Raw genomic sequence first — 17,312 nt, forward strand, 5'->3', positions numbered from 1 at the left:
GGCCATGCAAGCGGGGCGACGGATCGCAATCAGCGCGGGCAGCCTGGCGGTGCTGCTCGGTGCCCTCGACACCTATGTCGTGGTCACGATCATGCGCGACATCATGAGCAGTGTCGGCATCCCGGTGAACCAGCTGCAGCGGATCACCTGGATCGTGACGATGTACCTGCTGGGGTACATCGCGGCGATGCCGCTGCTGGGCCGCGCTTCCGACCGGTTCGGGCGCAAGTTCGTGCTGCAGGCCAGCCTGCTCATGTTCATCGTCGGCTCGGTGGTGACCGCGCTGTCGGTGCAGATCGGCAACTGGACGATCGAGGCCGGCGACTACATCCTGCTGTCCCCGGACCCGAACCGGGCATTCCACGTGCTGATCGTGGGCCGCACCATCCAGGGCATCGCCAGCGGCGCCCTGTTGCCGGTGACGCTGGCGCTGGGCGCCGACCTGTGGTCGGAGCGCAACCGCGCCGGGGTCCTCGGCGGCATCGGCGCCGCGCAGGAACTGGGCAGCGTGCTGGGCCCGCTGTACGGCATCTTCATCGTCTTTCTGTTCCACGACTGGCGTCACGTGTTCTGGATCAACGTCCCGTTGACCCTGATCGCCATGGTGATGATCCACTTCAGCCTGCCCTCACACGACCGCAGCGACTCCCCCGAGAAGATCGACATCACCGGCGGTCTGCTGCTGGCCCTCGCGTTGGGCCTAGCCGTCATCGGCCTGTACAACCCCAACCCCGACGGCAAGCAGGTGCTGCCTAGCTACGGGCTGCCCCTGGTGATCGGCGCGGCCGTCGCAGCGCTCGCGTTCTTCGCTTGGGAGCGCTTCGCACGCACCCGGCTCATCGAACCCGCCGGCGTGCATTTCCGTCCGTTCCTGTCCGCCCTGGGCACCTCGGTCTGCGCCGGCGCGGCCCTGATGGTGACGCTGGTGAATGTCGAGTTGTTCGGCCAGGGCGTGCTGCAGATGGACCAGAACCAGGCGGCGGGCCTGCTGTTGTGGTTCCTGATCGCGCTGCCGATCGGCGCGGTGCTCGGCGGGTGGATCGCCACCCGGGCGGGCGACCGGGTCGTGGCCTTCGTCGGAATGCTCATCGCGGGCGCCGGCTACTGGTTGATCTCGTTCTGGCGCGGCGACCTGATGCAGCGCAAGCACGACATCCTCGGATTGATGCTGCCGGCGGTGCACACCGACCTGCTGGTGGCCGGCATCGGGCTCGGTCTGGTGATCGGACCGCTGTCGTCGGCGGCGCTGCGGGTGGTGCCCGCGGCCCAGCACGGCATCGCCTCGGCCGCGGTCGTGGTCGCCCGGATGACCGGCATGCTGATCGGCGTGGCCGCGTTGAGCGCCTGGGGGCTGTACCGGTTCAACCAGAACCTGGCGCACCTCTCGGCGACCATTCCCCCGGATGCCAGCGTGCTGGAACGGGTGACCATTCAGGGACACCAGTACCTGCAGGCGTTCGCGCTGATGTACGGCGACATCTTCAAAGTCACCGTGGTCATCTGTGTGGTGGGCGCGCTGCTCGGGCTGCTGATCGGTGGGCGTAGCGAGCACGCCGACGAGCCGGAGGTTGCCGAACAACCGGCGGTCGAGCCGCAGGTCGAGGCAGCTAGCGAGCCACCAGGCTGAGCAACAGGTCCGGTCCGACCTGTTCGACGCTGTCGAACTGCCAGCGCAACGCGTGCGCCATGCTGGACACCCCGACGTCATCGACCGCGGTCACCGGACCGCCCAGCAGGATGGGCGCCACGTAGGCCAGGATCCGGTTGATCGCCCCGGCGCGCAGGAACGCCCCGGCCAGCGTGGGGCCGCCTTCCAGCAGCACGTCGGTGCGGTCCGCCAGCGCCCGGAGCACCTCTACGGGTTCGTGGGTGCGGATCACCATGGTGCGTGAGTCTTCGTTGAGCACGTTGGCTTCCGGCGGAACTTCGCGCTTGCCCACCACCACCCGCAGCGGCTGCTGCGGCGACAGCGAACCGTCGGGGAGCCGGGCGGTCAGCGTGGGATTGTCGGCGAGAACGGTTCCGGTGCCGACCACGATCGCGTCCGCGATCGCGCGGCGACGGTGCAGGTCAGCGCGGGCGGCCTCGCTGGAAATCCACTGGCTGGATCCGTCGGCCGCCGCGCTACGCCCGTCGATACTGGTCGCGTACTTCCACGTCACATGCGGATAACCGGTGCGCTGCTTGTGCAGCCACTCCCGCAGCGGACCGGCCGCGACCTGGTCGGCCATGATGCCCGACCGCACCTGCACACCCGCCGCGTTCAGTCGGCCGGCCCCGCCGCCGGCGATGCCGTTCGGGTCGTTGAGCGCGTAGATCACCGTCCCCACCCGCGCTTCGATGAGGGCGTTGACGCAGGGCGGCGTCTTGCCGTAGTGATTGCACGGCTCCATGGTGATCACCGCGATACCGCCGGCGGCCAGACCGCCGGCCCGGCGCAACGCCACGACCTCGGCGTGGTCCCCGCCGGCGGGTTGGGTGGCGCCGACACCGACGACGCGGCCTTCCTGGTCCACGATCACGGCACCCACCGGCGGGTTCGGATACGTGGTGCCCTTGACCTGATATGAGTGCTCGATGGCCAGCTTCATGGCCTCTTCGATGCTCTTGACCTGCTCGGGCACGTTTGGGCCGGTCATGACCGGTCCCCCAAGTGGCGCGACACGGCAGCGGCCTGTCGTCGCAGCGCTTCGACGGCGGCGGCCGGATCCTGCGCGCCGTATACCGAAGACCCCGCCACGAAGCAGTCGACACCGGCTTCGGCGGCCTGCTCGATGGTGTCCTCGTTGATGCCGCCGTCGATCTCGACCAGGATCGTCAGCTCCCCCGCGTCCACCAGCTTGCGTACCGTACGCACCTTGCTCAGCACCTCCGGGATGAAGCTCTGGCCGCCGAAACCCGGTTCGACGGACATGATCAGCAGCGTGTCGAACTGGGGCAGGATTTCCAGGTACGGCTCGAGTTCGGTACCAGGCTTGACACTGATTCCGGCCTTGGCTCCGGCGGCGCGGATGTCGCGGGCGACCCCGACCGGGTTGTCGGTGGCCTCGGCGTGGAAGGTGACGTTGTAGGCGCCGGCTTCGGCGTACGGCGGCGCCCAGCGGTCCGGGTTGTCGATCATCAGATGGCAGTCCATCGGGATGCTGGTGGCTGCAAGCAAGCTCTCTACCACTGGCAGACCGATCGTCAGGTTCGGCACGAAGTGGCCGTCCATCACATCGACGTGCAGCCAGTCGGCGCCGTGCACCGCGGCGGCTTCGTCGGCGAGCCGAGCGAAGTCAGCCGCCAGGATCGACGGCGCTATCAGCGGACCCCCCGTACCAGGCATGTGCGACAGACTACTGATCGTCCGGAAGCCGGCGCAGGGCAGCCGCGAACATGGCGTCGGTGCCGTGCCGGTGCGGCCACAACTGCACGTACGGACCCTCACCCAACCCGTCCACCGGTTCGAACAGCGGCCGGGTGTCGATGGCCTCCACCGGATGACGGCGCAGCGCGTCGGCGACCACTCCCACCGTCTCGGCGAGGTGCGGCGAACAGGTCGCATACAGCACCACCCCACCGGGGCGGGTGAGCTTGATCGCGGCACCCAGCAGTTCGCGCTGCAACCGGGCCAGGGCCGGCACGTCGGACGGCTGGCGCCGCCAGCGCGCCTCTGGCCTACGGCGCAGCGCACCCAGCCCGGTGCAGGGCACGTCGACCAGAACGCGGTCGAAACCCGGCGCCAGGCCGGACTCCCGACCGTCCACCCGCAACACCTCGACCGGCAGCCCCCGGGTGTTCGCCACGACCAGGTCCGCCCGGTGCGCGGCGGGTTCCACCGCCGTCACGGAGGCTCCAGACTGCGCGCCGAGGGCGGCCAGCAGCGCGGTCTTGCCGCCGGGCCCGGCGCACAGGTCCAGCCAGCGCCCGGTGTCGCCATCGACCGGAGCCAGTGTCAGCGCCCGCGCCACCAACTGGCTGCCCTCGTCCTGCACCAGCGCCCGGGCCTCGCGGACCGGCTCCAGCTGCCCGGGGTCACCGCCGGACAGATACACCGCGTAGGGCGAGTACCGCCCGACGGTGCCGTGCACGGTCTCGGCGAGCTCGCCGGCCGTCAGCACCCCGGGGCGGGCCGCCAGGTGCACCAGGGGCCGTTCGTCGTCACTGGCCAGCACCGCGTCCAGCTCGCCGGCCGATGTTCCCAGGGCGTCGGCGAAGGCCTGAGCGATCCAGCGTGGGTGGGCGTGCACGAATGCCGCGTAGCCGACCGGGTCGTTGCGGGGGGCCAGTTCCTGCACCCAGGACTGCTCGTCTCGGCCCGAGATGGTGCGCAGCACACCATTGACGAAACCGGCTCGCGCCGAATCGAATTCGATGCCCGCCTGGTCGACGGTGGTGGAGACCGCGGCGTGCGCGTCCACCCGGGTGCGCAACAGCTGATAGGCCCCCAGTCGCAGCAGGTCGAGCAGGACCGGATCGATGGTGTCCGGCGCCCGGCCGGCGGCGGCGGCGATGATCGCGTCCAACAGGCCGGCACTGCGGCATGTTCCGTAAGTGAGCTCGGTGGCGAACGCGGCGTCGCGGCCGGTGATCCCGCGTTCGCGTAGCAGCGCGGGCAGCACCAGGTTCGCGTAGGCATTGCGCTCGCTGACCGCCCGCAGCGCGTCGAACGCGGCGCGGCGGGCGGGGTCCAGGGGTTTGCGGCGCGGGCGGTGCGGAGGCTTCTGGGGTTTGCGGTCGGGACGCTTGCGGTAAGGCCGGTCCTGGGTCATGAGGCACGGATCTCCGGGTCGAGCCGAGCACCCCGCGCCCAGTCGGCGGCGTTCATCGGCTTCTTCCCGGGCGGCTGTATCTGGCCCAGCCGGACCGGTTGCGAAGCGGTGCCGACCCACACACTCTTGCGGTCGACCTGAATCGCACCGGGTTCCAACGACGCGTGGGCACCCGAATCCAGTTGTACCGGGCCGACTTTCACGCGTATGTCGCCGATCAGGGTCCAGGCGCCCGGGTTGGGCGTGACCGCGCGGATCCGCCGCTCGACCACCTGCGCCGGCAGGTCCCAGCGCACCCGGGCCTGCTCGACGGTGATCTTGGGCGCCAGGCTGACCCCGTCGACGGGTTGCGGGCGCGGCGTCAGCGCTTGATCGGCGATTCCGTCCAAAGTGCCCGCCAGCAGCTCCGCGCCCGAAACGGCCAGTCGCGCCAGCAGGTCGCCGGCCGTGTCGGTCGGCCGGATGGTCTCGGTGACAATGCCGTACACCGGCCCGGAGTCCAGGCTGGGCTCGATCTGGAAGGTGGTGGCCCCGGTGATGGTGTCGCCCGCCGCGATCGCGGCCTGCACCGGCGCGGCGCCGCGCCAGGCGGGCAGCAGCGAGAAGTGCAGGTTCACCCACCCGTGCGGGGGGACCGCGAGCAGCGCCTCACCAAGCAGCGCGCCGTAGGCCACCACCGCGCAACATTGCGGGGACAGTTCGGTCAGTTCGGCCACGAACTCCGGCGAGTTGGGTCGCGCCGGACGCAACACCGGAATGCCCCGATCCAGCGCCTCTCGCGCCACCGGCGACGGCTCGGGTGTACCGCGCCGCCCGGATGCCGCGTCGGGACGGGTCAAGACCGCGATGACCTCGTGGCGGGGCGAGTCGATAAGGCGACGCAGAGCGGGCAACGCGGGGTCGGGGGTACCGGCGAAGACGATGCGCACCGAGACAGTCTATGAACTCCCCCGATCCGGGGCGTCCGACAGCCCGACAGCGAAATCACAGCTAGTTACAAACTTGCCTATGCATACTGTGTCCGTACGCAATGAAATTGCACCCGCACTCCCCGCAAGGAGATCCCCCATGACGATCGAAACCCCGATTCGCGCCGACGAGGCACTCGAAGCCACCCACCGGGCCATGTGGGCCCTTGGCGATTACGCCCTGATGGCCGAAGAGGTGATGGCCCCACTGGGCCCCCTGCTGGTGGCCGCCGCTGGTATCGGACCGGGCGTCCGGGTGCTCGACGTCGCCGCGGGGTCAGGCAACATCTCGCTGCCCGCGGCCAGGACCGGCGCCTCCGTCACGTCGACCGACCTCACCCCGGAACTACTGCAACGCTCCCAGGCGCGGGCGTCGGCGGAGTGCCTGAAGTTGCACTACCAGGAGGCCAACGCGCAGGCACTTCCGTTCGGCGACAACACCTTCGACGCGGTGATCTCGGCGATCGGGGTGATGTTCGCCCCGGACCACCAGTGTGCAGCCGACGAGCTGGTCCGGGTGTGCCGGCCGGGTGGGACGATCGGCCTGATCAGCTGGACGCACGAGGGCTTTTTCGGCCGGATGCTGGCGACCATCAGGCCCTACCGGCCCAGCCTGTCTTCGGACCTGCCACCGTCTGCCCTGTGGGGTCGTGAGGCCTACATCACGGGCTTACTCGGAGATCGCGTCACCGGCGTGGAGACGCGGCGCGGCCTGCTGGAGGTGACGCGCTTCGACGGCGCTCGAGAGGTGCACGACTACTTCAAGAACAATTACGGACCGACGATCGAGGCGTACGAGAACATCGGCGGGAACCACGTGCTGGCCGCCGAACTCGACGCTCAACTCGTCGAACTGGCCGACGAATACCTGACGAACGGCATCATGGAGTGGGAATACCTGCTGCTCACCGCCGAGAAACGCTGACGCGAAGCGGCCCGGCGCTCACAGTTCGTGGAAGTCGACGTGAGCGTCGGGTTCGCCGCCGGCGGCGGTGAACGCGGTCAGCGCCCGGACCAGCCCGTGACGTTCCGCCGCCGGCATCTTCTCCACAATGCGGGCGATCTCGCTCCGCCGGTTGGCGGTCACCTTCGCAACGACTTCGCGGCCCCGCTTGGTGAGGGAAGCAAGCAATTCCCGACGCGAGGTCGGATGCGGCAGGCGGTCGATCAAACCGGCACTGACCAGGCGGTCGACCATGCGACCAGTGGCCGAGGGCTGCACACCCAACGAAGTCGCCAGCGTCGCCAGATTCACCGGACCGCGATTGGACAGGATGACCAACGTGCGGAACTGCGGGATGGTGATCGTGTCGTCCACTGCCGCAATAGAATTCGCCGAAATTCCGACCAACAGCCGGGACGCTGTCAACAACGCGTCGGTGATCATGTCCAGCGACTCGGTCGTCGTGTTCTCTGTTGCCATCGAAGCCCCCTTTCCCCGGTGCCTAGCTAGAGCAAAGAAATTGTAACAGCCTCCTATTATCGAATAGTTTAATTGTTGCCTGGACATATAATTGCCAGCGGATTTTATTTGCGGGAGGCCGGCCGGCCCGGGCCACCCCCACCACGCGGCTGACCCAACCGTTCGTCGGTGAGGGTCAGCCGATGTGCAGCGGATCGATCTGAACCCTAACCGGGTCATGGGCCTGGCGGGCGCTGAGCACCCCGACGGCGCCGCGCAGCGCCGCCGCCAGCCGCAGTCCGTCCGCACGGCGGACCCGAACCAGCATCCTGGTGACCGCCGCGTCGGCCGCGATGCCCGCCGGGCGGCGAGCTCCCGCCGGTAGATCCACCGGGCCCAGCAACTCCGCATGCTCGGGTAACCGCGCCTCCTCGAGCAGGGCGGCCACCGCGTCGGCGGTTCCGTCCAGGGCGGCGATGTGCACACTCGGCGGCAGACCCACCTCCGCGCGCGCGGCGAGCTCGGCGTCGGCGTGACCGACCGGGTCCCAGCGGATCAGCGACTGCACCGTCGGTAGCGCCGACTCCGCGACCACCGTGACCACCCCGCCGTCACCGCGGGGCCGTACCAGGGCAGCGGCGTTCATCCACCGCCATAACGCGTCCTCGGCAGCACGCAGGTCCTGCCGTCCCAGCAGCGCCCAGGTGTCCAGCAGCAACGCGGCACCGTAGCCGTCCGCGGCACACGGTTCAGCGCCGGGGGTGGCGACCACCAGCGCCGGGCGTGCGGGCACCTGCGACACGATGACGTCGCCCGCCGAGGTCACCACCGGCGTGCCCGGGAACGCCCTGCCGAGTTCCTCGGCCGTGCGCCGGGCGCCGACCACCACGGCGCGTACCGCATCCGACCCGCAACGGGCGCAGCGCAGTGCCGGATCAACCCGGCCACACCACCGGCACATCGCAGCGCCGCCGCGATCGGTCAGCGCCAGAGGGCCGGTGCAGTGCCGGCAACGTGCGATAGCCCGGCAGCGACCACACGCCAGCGACGGCACATAACCGCGCCGCGGCACCTGGACCAGCACCGGCGCCCCGGAGTCCAGCGCGGACCGGGCGGCACGCAGCGCGATGGACGGCAGGCGTGCGGTGTGCGCGGCCGGGTCGCGCTCATCGGCATATCCGCTGTCGTCCAGCGCCACCACTCGCGGCGTACGGGCGCGCACCACCGGCCGGGCCGCGATGACGTCCTGGGCCCACCCGCTGCGAACCAGCGCCTGAGCCTCGGCGGTGCGGGAGTAGCCGCCGATCAGCGCGGCGCAGCGCGCCTGATGGGCACGCAGCATCGCCACCTCGCGGGCATGGGGATAAGGCGCCCGCGGTTCGGCCAGACTGTCGTCGGCGTCCGACCACACCATGACCAGACCCAGATCGCTGACCGGCGCGAACACCGCACTGCGGGTACCGATCACCACGCGCGCGCTGCCGCGCAGCGCGGCCAGCCACCGCCGATACCGCGCCGCCGGGCCGAGTCCGGCCGACAGGGCCACCACGCTGGTCTCGTCGATCAGTCCCACCGCCGCGTGCCACAACGTGTCGAGATCACGCTGATCGGGCACGATCGCCAGCGCCGAGTGACCGGCCGCCACGGTCTGGGCGGCCGCCTCGGCGAACCGCTCCGCCCACTGCTCCCCCGGCAACGCCTGCCACACCGCGCGGGCGGCGCGGGACTGCGCCAGCGCATCCAGGAACTGACCACCGCGACCGTAGCTCTGCCAGCCGACAGGGTCTACCGGTTGCACCACCGGCAGGGCCGGGACCGCGGTGAGCTCCTTTTCGACCCTGGCATGCCGGGCCGGCACCGCCAGGCGCAACACGTCCGGCCTGGTGCCGGCGTAGCGGGCGGCGACCGCTTCGACCAGTCGCCGGATCTCCGGAGTGAGGACGGGTTCGGCGGACACCACCCGGTCCAGCCAGCCGAGCTTCCCCTGATGATCGGTGTCGTTACGCCGTTCCAGGACGAACGCGTCGACCAGCCGACCGTGGAAACGCACCCGGACCCGCACCCCGGGCTGCGCGTCGTCGGACTGATCGGGTGCCACCAGGTAGTCGAATTCGCGATCGAGATGTGGCACCGACAGCATCGGCAGCACCCGGGCGATCGGCTCCACTTCGGCCACCGCACCGGCGGTATGCCGAATTGCGTTGTCAGACATGCTCTTTCTTGTCACGGTAGGTCCACCGTAACTGCGGGCAGCGACAACTAGCTCTCGGCGGACGCGGCAACGTCGGTGCGACCGAAGAAGAAGCCGGCCGTGATCAGGATCTCGGCGGCTGCGTAGGACCACCAGATCGGCACCGCCAGCGCCTCGTTGCCCAGGATGAACCGGCTGATGGCGATCATCGAATCCGAGGCCGCGAAGCACACAGCTCCCACGGCGGTCCAGATGGTGGGCAGCTTGGCCAGCAGCGCCGTGCACACCATCGCCGACAGCACGGTGATGTAGACCGTCACCGGCAGGGTCAGGTTCTCCTTGCCGGTGTTCAGATGGGGCCAGAACCAGACCAGCATCGACACCGAGGCCAGCACCATGACCGCGGCAGCTGCGACGCGTTGCCGGGTCGCAGCGATGTGAGGCACCAGCGCACCAAGAAAACAGATGTGCGCCAACAGGAATGACCCGAGTCCCAGGACGAACGACATGGTCCACCACGGGATCGCCAGCAACCAGTCACCCCCGGCGGAGAACAGCAGCGCCGGCACCAGCCAGCGCCGCTCGCGGGTGACAGGATGTGCGAGGGCGGCGACCGTCAGCAGCAGCGCCATCGACGCCTTGAACGGCGGCTGCAGGATCCAGTGTCCGGTGAGTTCGCTGCCGGGCGGCAGATGCAGCGCGATGACCGTCAGGTAGACGCCGTAGGCGATTCCCGCCCAGCAGGCCGCCACCCAGCCGCCGACCATCAGACGGGATGCGTACGGTACGTCCATGCCGAATTTCGACGACGCCGCCTTGCTTCGGGGTAACGAGAAACCCGGAGTCGATCCCATCCTGCTGAAGGTACTGGATGCGGTTCCATTCCGGCTATCAACCGACGACGGAATCGATGCCGTGCGACAACGACTCCGCGACCTGCCGCGTCGCGCGTTACACCCCGAACTGCGCGTCGAAGACCGTGCCATCGACGGGCCCGGCGGACCCATCGACGTCAGAATATATTGGCCGCCAACGACATCCGTTGCGCCGGTGGTCCTGTTCTTTCACGGCGGCGGCTTCGTGATGGGCGACCTAGACACTCACGACGGCACCTCGCGCCAGCACGCGGTGGGGGCCGACGCGATCGTCGTATCCGTCGACTACCGCCTGGCGCCCGAGCACCCCTACCCCGCCGCCATCGAGGATGCCTGGGCCGCAACGAAATGGGTGGCCGAGTTCGGGTCCGAGATCGGCGCCGACCCCAGCCGGATCGCCGTCGCCGGCGACTCGGCGGGCGGCACCATTGCGGCGGCGGTGGCCCAACGGGCGCGTGACGAAGGCGCACCGGCCCTGGCGTTCCAGCTGCTGTGGTACCCATCCACGATGTGGGACTCGTCGCTGCCGTCTTTCACCGAGAACGCAAACGCGCTCATCCTGGACGCCAAGGCCATCGCCGACTTCTCCCGCTGGTATGCGGGCGAGGCAGACATGGCCAACCCACCGGCCGCCATGGCTCCGGGACGGGCGGACAACTTCGCTGAGCTGCCGGCCGCCTATATCGCCGTCGCGGGCTTCGACCCGCTGCGCGACGACGGCATCAGGTACGGCGAACTGCTGGCCGGTGCCGGTGTCCCCACCGAGGTGCACAACGCCGAGACCATGGTGCACGGCTACGTCGGCTACGCCGGGGTGGTACCCGCTGCCACCGAAGCGATGGACCGGGGCCTGGCCGCACTGCGCGTTGCGCTGCACGGATAGTTGCCAGCGTGCATACCCTAGATCCATGACGGACCCCACCGATGCCCGACCGGAAATCGATCCGCTGCTGAAGATGCTGCTCGACGCCGTTCCCATGACCTTCAAAGCGTCCGACGGTGTCGAAGTTGCCCGCGCCCAGCTGGCCGCGTTGAAGGCGCCGCCGGAGTTGCTGCCGGACCTGCGGATCGAGGACCGCACGATCGGCTACGGCGAGCACGCCGACATTCCGGTACGGATCTACTGGCCGCCCACCGCCGCGCAGGACAACCTGCCGGTGGTCGTCTTCTATCACGGCGGCGGCTGGGCACTCGGTGACCTGGACACCCACGACCATGTCGCGCGCGCCCATGCCGTGGGCGCCGAGGCGATCGTGGTGTCGGTGGACTACCGCCTGGCCCCCGAGCACCCGCACCCGGCCGGAGTCGAGGACAGCTGGGCGGCGCTGCGCTGGGTCGGCGAGAACGCCGCCGAGCTCGGTGGTGACCCGAACCGGATCGCCGTGGCCGGGGATTCGGCCGGCGGCAATATCTCGGCGATCATGGCGCAGCTGGCCCGCGACCACGGCTCGCCGTCGGTGGTCTTTCAGCTGCTGTGGTATCCGTCGTGCATCGGCGACCGGACACTGCCGTCGTTCATCGAGAACGCCAACGCCCACATCCTCGACGACGACGTCATCGACGCGTTCCTGAGTTGGTATGTCCCGCACCTCGACGTCAGCGATCACACCACCCTGCCGGTCAACCTGGCGCCCGGTAATGGCGAGCTGGCCGGGCTGCCGCCGGCGTTCATCGGCACGGCCCACCACGACCCGCTGCGCGACGACGGTGGGCTGTATGCCGAGTTACTCAGCGCCGCAGGCGTTCCGGTGGAGTTGGTCAATGAGCCCAACATGGTGCACGGGTACGTCAGCTTCGGCCTGGTGGTGCCGGCCGCTGCCGAAGCGACCAACCGCGGCCTGGCCGCGCTGAAGAAGGCGTTGTACCCGTGAGCCGCGCAGATACCACACCCGATTACGAAGTCCTGATCGTCGGCGCCGGGTTCTCCGGCATCGGCGCCGCCATCAAGCTGGACGAGGCGGGATTCTCCGACTATCTGATCGTCGAGGCCGGCGACGGCGTCGGCGGCACCTGGTACTGGAACACCTATCCCGGTATCGCCGTGGACATTCCGTCGTTCTCCTACCAGTTCTCCTTCGAGCAGAGCCCGGATTGGTCCCGCACCTACGCGCCCGGCCGGGAGCTGCGGGCCTACGCCGAGCACTGCGTGGAGAAGTACGGCATCCGGTCACGAATTCGCTTCAACACCAAAGTGATCGCGGCCGAGTTCGACGAGCAGCGGGGTCTGTGGCGGGTACAGACCGACCCGGACGGTGAGATCACGGCCCGCTACATCATCAGCGCCAGCGGCATCCTGACGGTGCCCAAGCTGCCCGACATCGACGGTGTCGATTCTTTCGACGGCATCACCATGCACACCGCGCGCTGGGACCACACCCAGGACCTGACCGGCAAGCGCGTCGGGATCATCGGCACCGGCGCCTCGGCCGTCCAGATCATCCCGGAGATCGCGCCGACCGTCTCGAGCCTCACCGTCTTTCAGCGCACCCCCATCTGGTGCTTCCCGAAGTTCGACCTTCCCCTGCCGGCGGCCGCCCGCTGGGCAATGCGGGTCCCCGGTGGCAAAGCGGTCCAGCGAGCGCTCAGCCAGGCCTTTGTCGAAGCGACCTTCCCGATCTCGGCGAACTATTTCAAGGTGTTTCCGCTGGCCAAGTGGACGGCCGCGGCAGGTCGGCGCTTCCTGCGGCAAGAGGTCGACGACCCCACGGTGCGCGAGCAACTCACCCCGCAGTATGCGGTGGGCTGCAAGCGCCCGGGTTTCCACAACACCTACCTGTCCACGTTCAACCGGGACAACGTTCGGCTGGTCACCAGGCCGATCGAAAAGATCACCCCGTCATCGGTCGCGACGGATGACGGGACCCATTTCGACGTCGACGTCCTGATCCTGGCCACCGGCTTTAAGGTGATGGACAGCGACGACGTGCTGACCTACGCGGTCACCGGCGTCGGCGGGAAGTCGTTGAGCCGATTCTGGGACGAGCACCGCGCCCAGGCCTATGAGGGCGTCAGCATTCCGGGCTTCCCCAACTTCTTCGCGGTGTTCGGCCCCTACGGCTACGTCGGGTCGTCGTACTTCGCGCTGATCGAGACCCAGACTCACCACATCCTGCGTTGCCTGAAGCGGGCGCGCGCCGAGGGTGCGACGCGGGTGGAGGTCACCGAGGAGGCCAACGACCGCTATTTCGCCGAGATGATGCGCCGGCGCTACCGCCAGGTGTTCTGGCAGGACAGCTGCCGCCTGGCCAACAGCTACTACTTCAACAAGCACGGCGACGTTCCGATACGGCCCACGACGACGGTCGAAGCGCACTGGCGCAGTAGGCATTTCGATCTGGACGACTACCGGTACACGGGATAGGACCGCGCGGCATTCGCGACACTTAACCTAGGCACACGACACGCCGTGCTAGGTGTACCTGGTTTCAGTTTCGACGACGCCGTCGGCCGCCGCCGGCCTGCCGCTAGGCTTTGGCCATGGCGAAAGTGTTCTCCCATCTCGACGACTCGCTGCGGGCGTTCATCGACGAACAGGCGATGTTCTTCGTCGCGACCGCCCCCACCGAGGGCGGCCGAATCAATCTGTCCCCCAAGGGATACGCCGACACTTTCGCGGTGCTCGACGACCACACGGTGGCCTACCTCGATCTGTTCGGCAGCGGCGTGGAAACGATTGCGCACCTGCGGGACAACGGCCGCATCACGCTGATGTTCTGCTCGTTCACCCGAAACTCGCGCATCCTGCGGCTGTTCGGCACCGGCCGGGCGCTGCGCCCCGATGATGACGAATTCGCTGCTGTGAGAGCCCATTTCGGGGAGCTGCGGGCGGGCGTGCGGGCGGCCATCGTCGTCGATGTGGAACGGATCGCGGACGCGTGCGGGTTCGCGGTGCCCTACTACGAACTGGTCGACGAGCGTCCGGTGCTGGACAACTATCACAGCAAGCAGCCGCACGAGGCCTACGCCGGCACCATCGGACGCAATCAGCACAGCATCGACGGGCTGACCGGGCTGGACCCGGACCACCCGCTGCCGCCCCGCTAGTGCGCGAGCTGGGGGCACCTCCCGTTCGCGAGCAGACGCAAACTCGCGCGCGGCGAAGCCGCGCAGTGCGAGTTTGCGTCTGCTCGCGGGAGAACGCTAGATCGCGCGCTTGAGGTCGTCGACCTTGTCCAGCTGCTCCCAGGGCAGCTCGATGTCCGTCCGGCCGAAGTGCCCGTAGGCAGCCGTAGGCGCGTAGATCGGGCGCAGCAGGTCGAGGTCGCGGATGATCGCGCCGGGCCGCAGGTCGAACACCTCGGGGATGATCTTCTCGATCTTGACCGGGTCGACGGCCTCGGTGCCGAACGTCTCGATGAACAGCCCCACCGGGGCGGCCTTGCCGATGGCGTAGGCCACCTGGACCTCCACGCGCTCCGCCAGCCCGGCCGCAACGACGTTCTTGGCCACCCAGCGCATGGCGTACGCGGCCGACCGGTCCACCTTGGACGGGTCCTTGCCGGAGAACGCGCCGCCTCCGTGCCGGGCCCAGCCGCCGTAGGTGTCGACGATGATCTTGCGGCCCGTCAGGCCGGCGTCACCCATCGGCCCGCCCAGGACGAACTTCCCGGTCGGGTTGACCAGTACGCGCGTCGACGACGAGTCCAGTGTCTCGTGGCCCAGTTCCTCCAGCACCGTCTGCAGCACGTGCCGGCGGATGTCGGGGTCCAGCGTGTTCTCCAGGTCGATGCCGTCGGCGTGCTGGGTCGAGACCACCACGGTGTCCAGCCGCACCGGAACGTTGTCCTCGTAGGCGATGGTCACCTGGGTCTTGCCGTCCGGCCGCAGGTAGTCCAGCGTGCCGTTCTTGCGGACCTCGGTCAGCTTGCGGGACAGCCGGTGGGCCAGCGCGATGGGCAGTGGCATCAGCTCGGGGGTGTCATTGATCGCGTAGCCGAACATCAGGCCCTGGTCGCCGGCGCCCTGGGAGTCCAGCGGGTCCGCCGCACCCTCGACGCGGGCCTCGTGCGCCGTGTCGACGCCCTGGGCGATGTCCGGGGATTGCGCGCCGATGCCGATGTTGACCCCGCAGGACGCGCCGTCGAAGCCCTTCTCCGAAGAGTCGTAGCCGATGTCGAGGATCCGTGCGCGCACCGTGTTGGTGATGTCGGCGAACGCCTCTTTCGCGGACGTCGTCACCTCGCCCACCACGTGCACCTGCCCGGTGGTCACCAGCGTCTCGACCGCCACACGGGAGCGCGGGTCGCCCGCCAGCAGCGCGTCGAGGACCGAGTCACTGATCGCGTCACAGATCTTGTCTGGATGCCCCTCGGTCACCGACTCGCTGGTAAATAGCCGACCCTTCTCGCTCACCCTGGTACGTCCTTCCAGTCCATGCCCGCCCAACTGTTAGTTAGGCGAATTATTTTTCACTGCCATCAAGCAAACCGGACCCGACGGCCAGTCTGCAAATTCTCGGGGGTTCCCGACGGGCCACGCTGCCCGGCACACGTTATCTGTCTTCGGCGACGTCCCCGTGCAGGAACGTGGCGATCGCATCAACGATACGGCTCGCCATCAAAGTCTTGGAGCCGTGCTGCAGCGCCGACTCGGTGCCGTCGGCAGCCAGCAGCCAGCCGTCGTTGCTGTCCACTTCGAATGCCCTGCCGTCACCGACGGCGTTGACGACCAGCAGATCGCAGCCCTTGCGCCGCAGCTTGGCGCGGGCGTGGAAGAGCACGTCGCCGTTGGCGTCACCGGTCTCGGCCGCGAACCCGACGATGGCGCGCATGTTGGGCAGCTGACCGTGTGAGCGGGCCTGCACCGCGCCGGCCAGCACGTCGTCGTTGCGGACCAGTTCGATGGGAGCGGGCCCCTGTTGGCTGTCCGGGCTCTTTTTGATCTTGGCGGTGGCAACCTGGGTGGGCCGGAAGTCGGCCACCGCCGCGGCCATCACCAGCACGTTGGCTTCCGCGGCATGCTTGGACACCGCGCTGCCGAGCTGCTCGGCGGAGCTGACGTGCACCACGTTCACCCCGGCCGGGTCGATGAGTCCCGCGGTGTGCCCCGCGATGAGCGTGACCTCCGCGCCGCGCTGGGCGGCCACCCGGGCCACGGCATACCCCTGCTTGCCGGAACTGCGGTTGCCGATGAAGCGCACCGGATCGATCGCCTCGCGGGTGCCGCCGGCCGTCACCAGCACCTTGCAGCCGGCGAGGTCGTAGGGCAACGCGTCGTGGCGCTCCAACAGCAAATGGGCCAGGGTGGTGATCTCCTCCGCCTCAGGCAGGCGCCCGGCGCCGCTGTCGGCGCCGGTGAGGCGGCCCGAGGCGGGTTCCAGCACCACCGCGCCGCGGCGGCGCAGCGTGGCGACGTTGTCGACGGTGGCCGGGTGCAACCACATCTCGGTGTGCATGGCCGGCGCGAACATCACCGGGCAGCGCGCGGTGAGCAGCGTTCCGGTCAACAGGTCGTCGGCCCGACCGGCCACGGCCCGGGCCAACAGATCAGCGGTCGCCGGGGCGACCACGACCAGATCGGCCTGCTGGCCGAGCCGGACGTGAGGCACCTCGGGAACGTCCTGGAATACCCCGGTGCGCACCGGCTCGCCGGAGAGCGCCTCGAAGGTGGCGGCGCCCACGAAGCGCAGGGCCGACTCGGTGGGTATTACCCGGACGCGGTGGCCGGCTTCAGTGAGCTGACGGACAACCGTGCAGGCCTTGTAGGCCGCGATACCGCCGGAAACGCCGACGATGATCCGCTTGCTGCGCTCACTGTCCACGGCGCCAGACCCTGTTACTCGCCCTCGGTGTGTTCGAGCAGGTCAGCGTGAATTTCGCGCATCGCGATCGAAAGCGGCTTCTCCTGCAAGCCGGGCTCGACCAACGGGCCGACGTACTCGAGGATGCCCTCGCCGAGCTGGTTGTAGTAGTCGTTGATCTGACGGGCCCGCTTGGCCGCGTAGATCACCAGCGCGTACTTGCTAGAGACGCGGTCCAGCAACTCGTCGATGGGCGGGTTGGTGATGCCCAGCGGGGTGTCGTAGGCGCCCGCCACACCGGCCGACGGATCGAGCTGATCCCCGGCTGCGACGGCGGTCAGCGACGTGTCGGACTGCGGAATGGTCACGTAAAAAATCTCCTG

16 protein-coding genes are annotated in these 17,312 nt (G+C 68.8%); 6 read left to right on the plus strand and 10 right to left on the minus strand.

The features are described 5' to 3' along the window. Nucleotides 1-4 precede the first annotated feature (4 nt). Nucleotides 5-1,627 carry an MFS transporter gene (locus AO501_RS21105; RefSeq protein WP_156452715.1) on the plus strand — a complete coding sequence of 541 codons (1,623 nt, stop codon included), beginning with the start codon at nt 5-7 and terminating at the stop codon, nt 1,625-1,627. Here AO501_RS21105 and ribD read toward each other — a convergent pair. From ribD to fmt, 4 genes are read right to left on the minus strand one after another with little or no spacing between them, the layout of a single operon-like run. Beyond that, nucleotides 1,608-2,639, minus strand: a complete 1,032-nt coding sequence (gene ribD / locus AO501_RS21110) for a bifunctional diaminohydroxyphosphoribosylaminopyrimidine deaminase/5-amino-6-(5-phosphoribosylamino)uracil reductase RibD (protein ID WP_055579546.1) — start codon at nt 2,637-2,639, stop codon at nt 1,608-1,610. The genes AO501_RS21105 and ribD overlap by 20 nt on opposite strands. Then, nucleotides 2,636-3,337, minus strand: a complete 702-nt coding sequence (gene rpe, locus AO501_RS21115) for a ribulose-phosphate 3-epimerase (protein WP_156452716.1) — start codon at nt 3,335-3,337, stop codon at nt 2,636-2,638. Before rpe ends, ribD begins: the two co-directional genes overlap by 4 nt. Before the next feature lies 1 nt (nt 3,338). Then, entirely contained in the window at nt 3,339-4,754 is a 1,416-nt protein-coding gene (locus AO501_RS21120; protein WP_055579548.1) for an RsmB/NOP family class I SAM-dependent RNA methyltransferase, read from the minus strand. Further along, nucleotides 4,751-5,683, minus strand: coding sequence for a methionyl-tRNA formyltransferase (gene fmt, locus AO501_RS21125; protein WP_055579549.1), 933 nt, complete (start codon nt 5,681-5,683; stop codon nt 4,751-4,753). The genes AO501_RS21120 and fmt overlap by 4 nt, the downstream gene beginning before the upstream one ends. A 139-nt stretch (nt 5,684-5,822) precedes the next feature. Here fmt and AO501_RS21130 point away from each other — a divergent pair, with 139 nt between their 5' ends. Continuing rightward, entirely contained in the window at nt 5,823-6,647 is an 825-nt protein-coding gene (locus AO501_RS21130; RefSeq protein ID WP_055579550.1) for a class I SAM-dependent methyltransferase, read from the plus strand. Between the two features lie 18 nt (nt 6,648-6,665). Here the strand turns inward: AO501_RS21130 and AO501_RS21135 are convergent, their stop codons facing one another. The 3 genes from AO501_RS21135 to AO501_RS21145 all read right to left on the minus strand — a co-directional run bounded on the left by AO501_RS21135 (nt 6,666) and on the right by AO501_RS21145 (nt 10,109). Next, nucleotides 6,666-7,145: a MarR family transcriptional regulator gene (locus AO501_RS21135; RefSeq protein WP_055579551.1), complete on the minus strand. Its 480-nt coding sequence runs from the start codon at nt 7,143-7,145 to the stop codon at nt 6,666-6,668. Nucleotides 7,146-7,320: 175 nt separating this feature from the next. After that, a complete protein-coding gene (locus AO501_RS21140) occupies nt 7,321-9,336 on the minus strand; it encodes a primosomal protein N' (protein ID WP_197419914.1) in 2,016 nt (671 codons plus the stop codon). A 47-nt stretch (nt 9,337-9,383) separates the two neighbouring features. Beyond that, nucleotides 9,384-10,109, minus strand: coding sequence for a lysoplasmalogenase (locus tag AO501_RS21145; protein WP_055579552.1), 726 nt, complete (start codon nt 10,107-10,109; stop codon nt 9,384-9,386). On the opposite strand from AO501_RS21145, the gene AO501_RS21150 reads away from it, so the two are divergent. The 4 genes from AO501_RS21150 to AO501_RS21165 all read left to right on the plus strand — a co-directional run bounded on the left by AO501_RS21150 (nt 10,108) and on the right by AO501_RS21165 (nt 14,234). Continuing rightward, nucleotides 10,108-11,073, plus strand: coding sequence for an alpha/beta hydrolase (locus tag AO501_RS21150; protein ID WP_055579553.1), 966 nt, complete (start codon nt 10,108-10,110; stop codon nt 11,071-11,073). The two genes, AO501_RS21145 and AO501_RS21150, sit on opposite strands and share 2 nt — an antisense overlap. 25 nt (nt 11,074-11,098) lie before the next feature. After that, nucleotides 11,099-12,061: an alpha/beta hydrolase gene (locus AO501_RS21155; RefSeq protein ID WP_055579554.1), complete on the plus strand. Its 963-nt coding sequence runs from the start codon at nt 11,099-11,101 to the stop codon at nt 12,059-12,061. After that, nucleotides 12,058-13,551 (plus strand): flavin-containing monooxygenase, encoded by a 1,494-nt coding sequence (locus tag AO501_RS21160; protein ID WP_055579555.1) that lies wholly within the window; start codon nt 12,058-12,060, stop codon nt 13,549-13,551. The genes AO501_RS21155 and AO501_RS21160 overlap by 4 nt, the downstream gene beginning before the upstream one ends. A gap of 116 nt (nt 13,552-13,667) precedes the next feature. Then, the gene (locus tag AO501_RS21165; protein WP_055579556.1) at nt 13,668-14,234 is read left to right on the plus strand and encodes a pyridoxamine 5'-phosphate oxidase family protein; all 567 of its coding nucleotides are present in this window, start codon (nt 13,668-13,670) and stop codon (nt 14,232-14,234) included. A 96-nt stretch (nt 14,235-14,330) separates the two neighbouring features. On the opposite strand, the gene metK is transcribed toward AO501_RS21165, so the two are convergent. The 3 genes from metK to rpoZ form a co-directional block, all read right to left on the minus strand. After that, nucleotides 14,331-15,542: a methionine adenosyltransferase gene (metK, locus tag AO501_RS21170; protein ID WP_055579557.1), complete on the minus strand. Its 1,212-nt coding sequence runs from the start codon at nt 15,540-15,542 to the stop codon at nt 14,331-14,333. Nucleotides 15,543-15,681: 139 nt separating this feature from the next. Then, nucleotides 15,682-16,950: a bifunctional phosphopantothenoylcysteine decarboxylase/phosphopantothenate--cysteine ligase CoaBC gene (coaBC, locus tag AO501_RS21175; protein ID WP_055579558.1), complete on the minus strand. Its 1,269-nt coding sequence runs from the start codon at nt 16,948-16,950 to the stop codon at nt 15,682-15,684. A 14-nt stretch (nt 16,951-16,964) separates the two neighbouring features. Next, the gene (gene rpoZ, locus AO501_RS21180; protein ID WP_055579611.1) at nt 16,965-17,297 is read right to left on the minus strand and encodes a DNA-directed RNA polymerase subunit omega; all 333 of its coding nucleotides are present in this window, start codon (nt 17,295-17,297) and stop codon (nt 16,965-16,967) included. Between the last annotated feature and the right edge of the window lie 15 nt (nt 17,298-17,312).

This window comes from Mycobacterium gordonae, from assembly GCF_001417955.2.
Classification (GTDB): domain Bacteria; phylum Actinomycetota; class Actinomycetes; order Mycobacteriales; family Mycobacteriaceae; genus Mycobacterium; species Mycobacterium gordonae_B.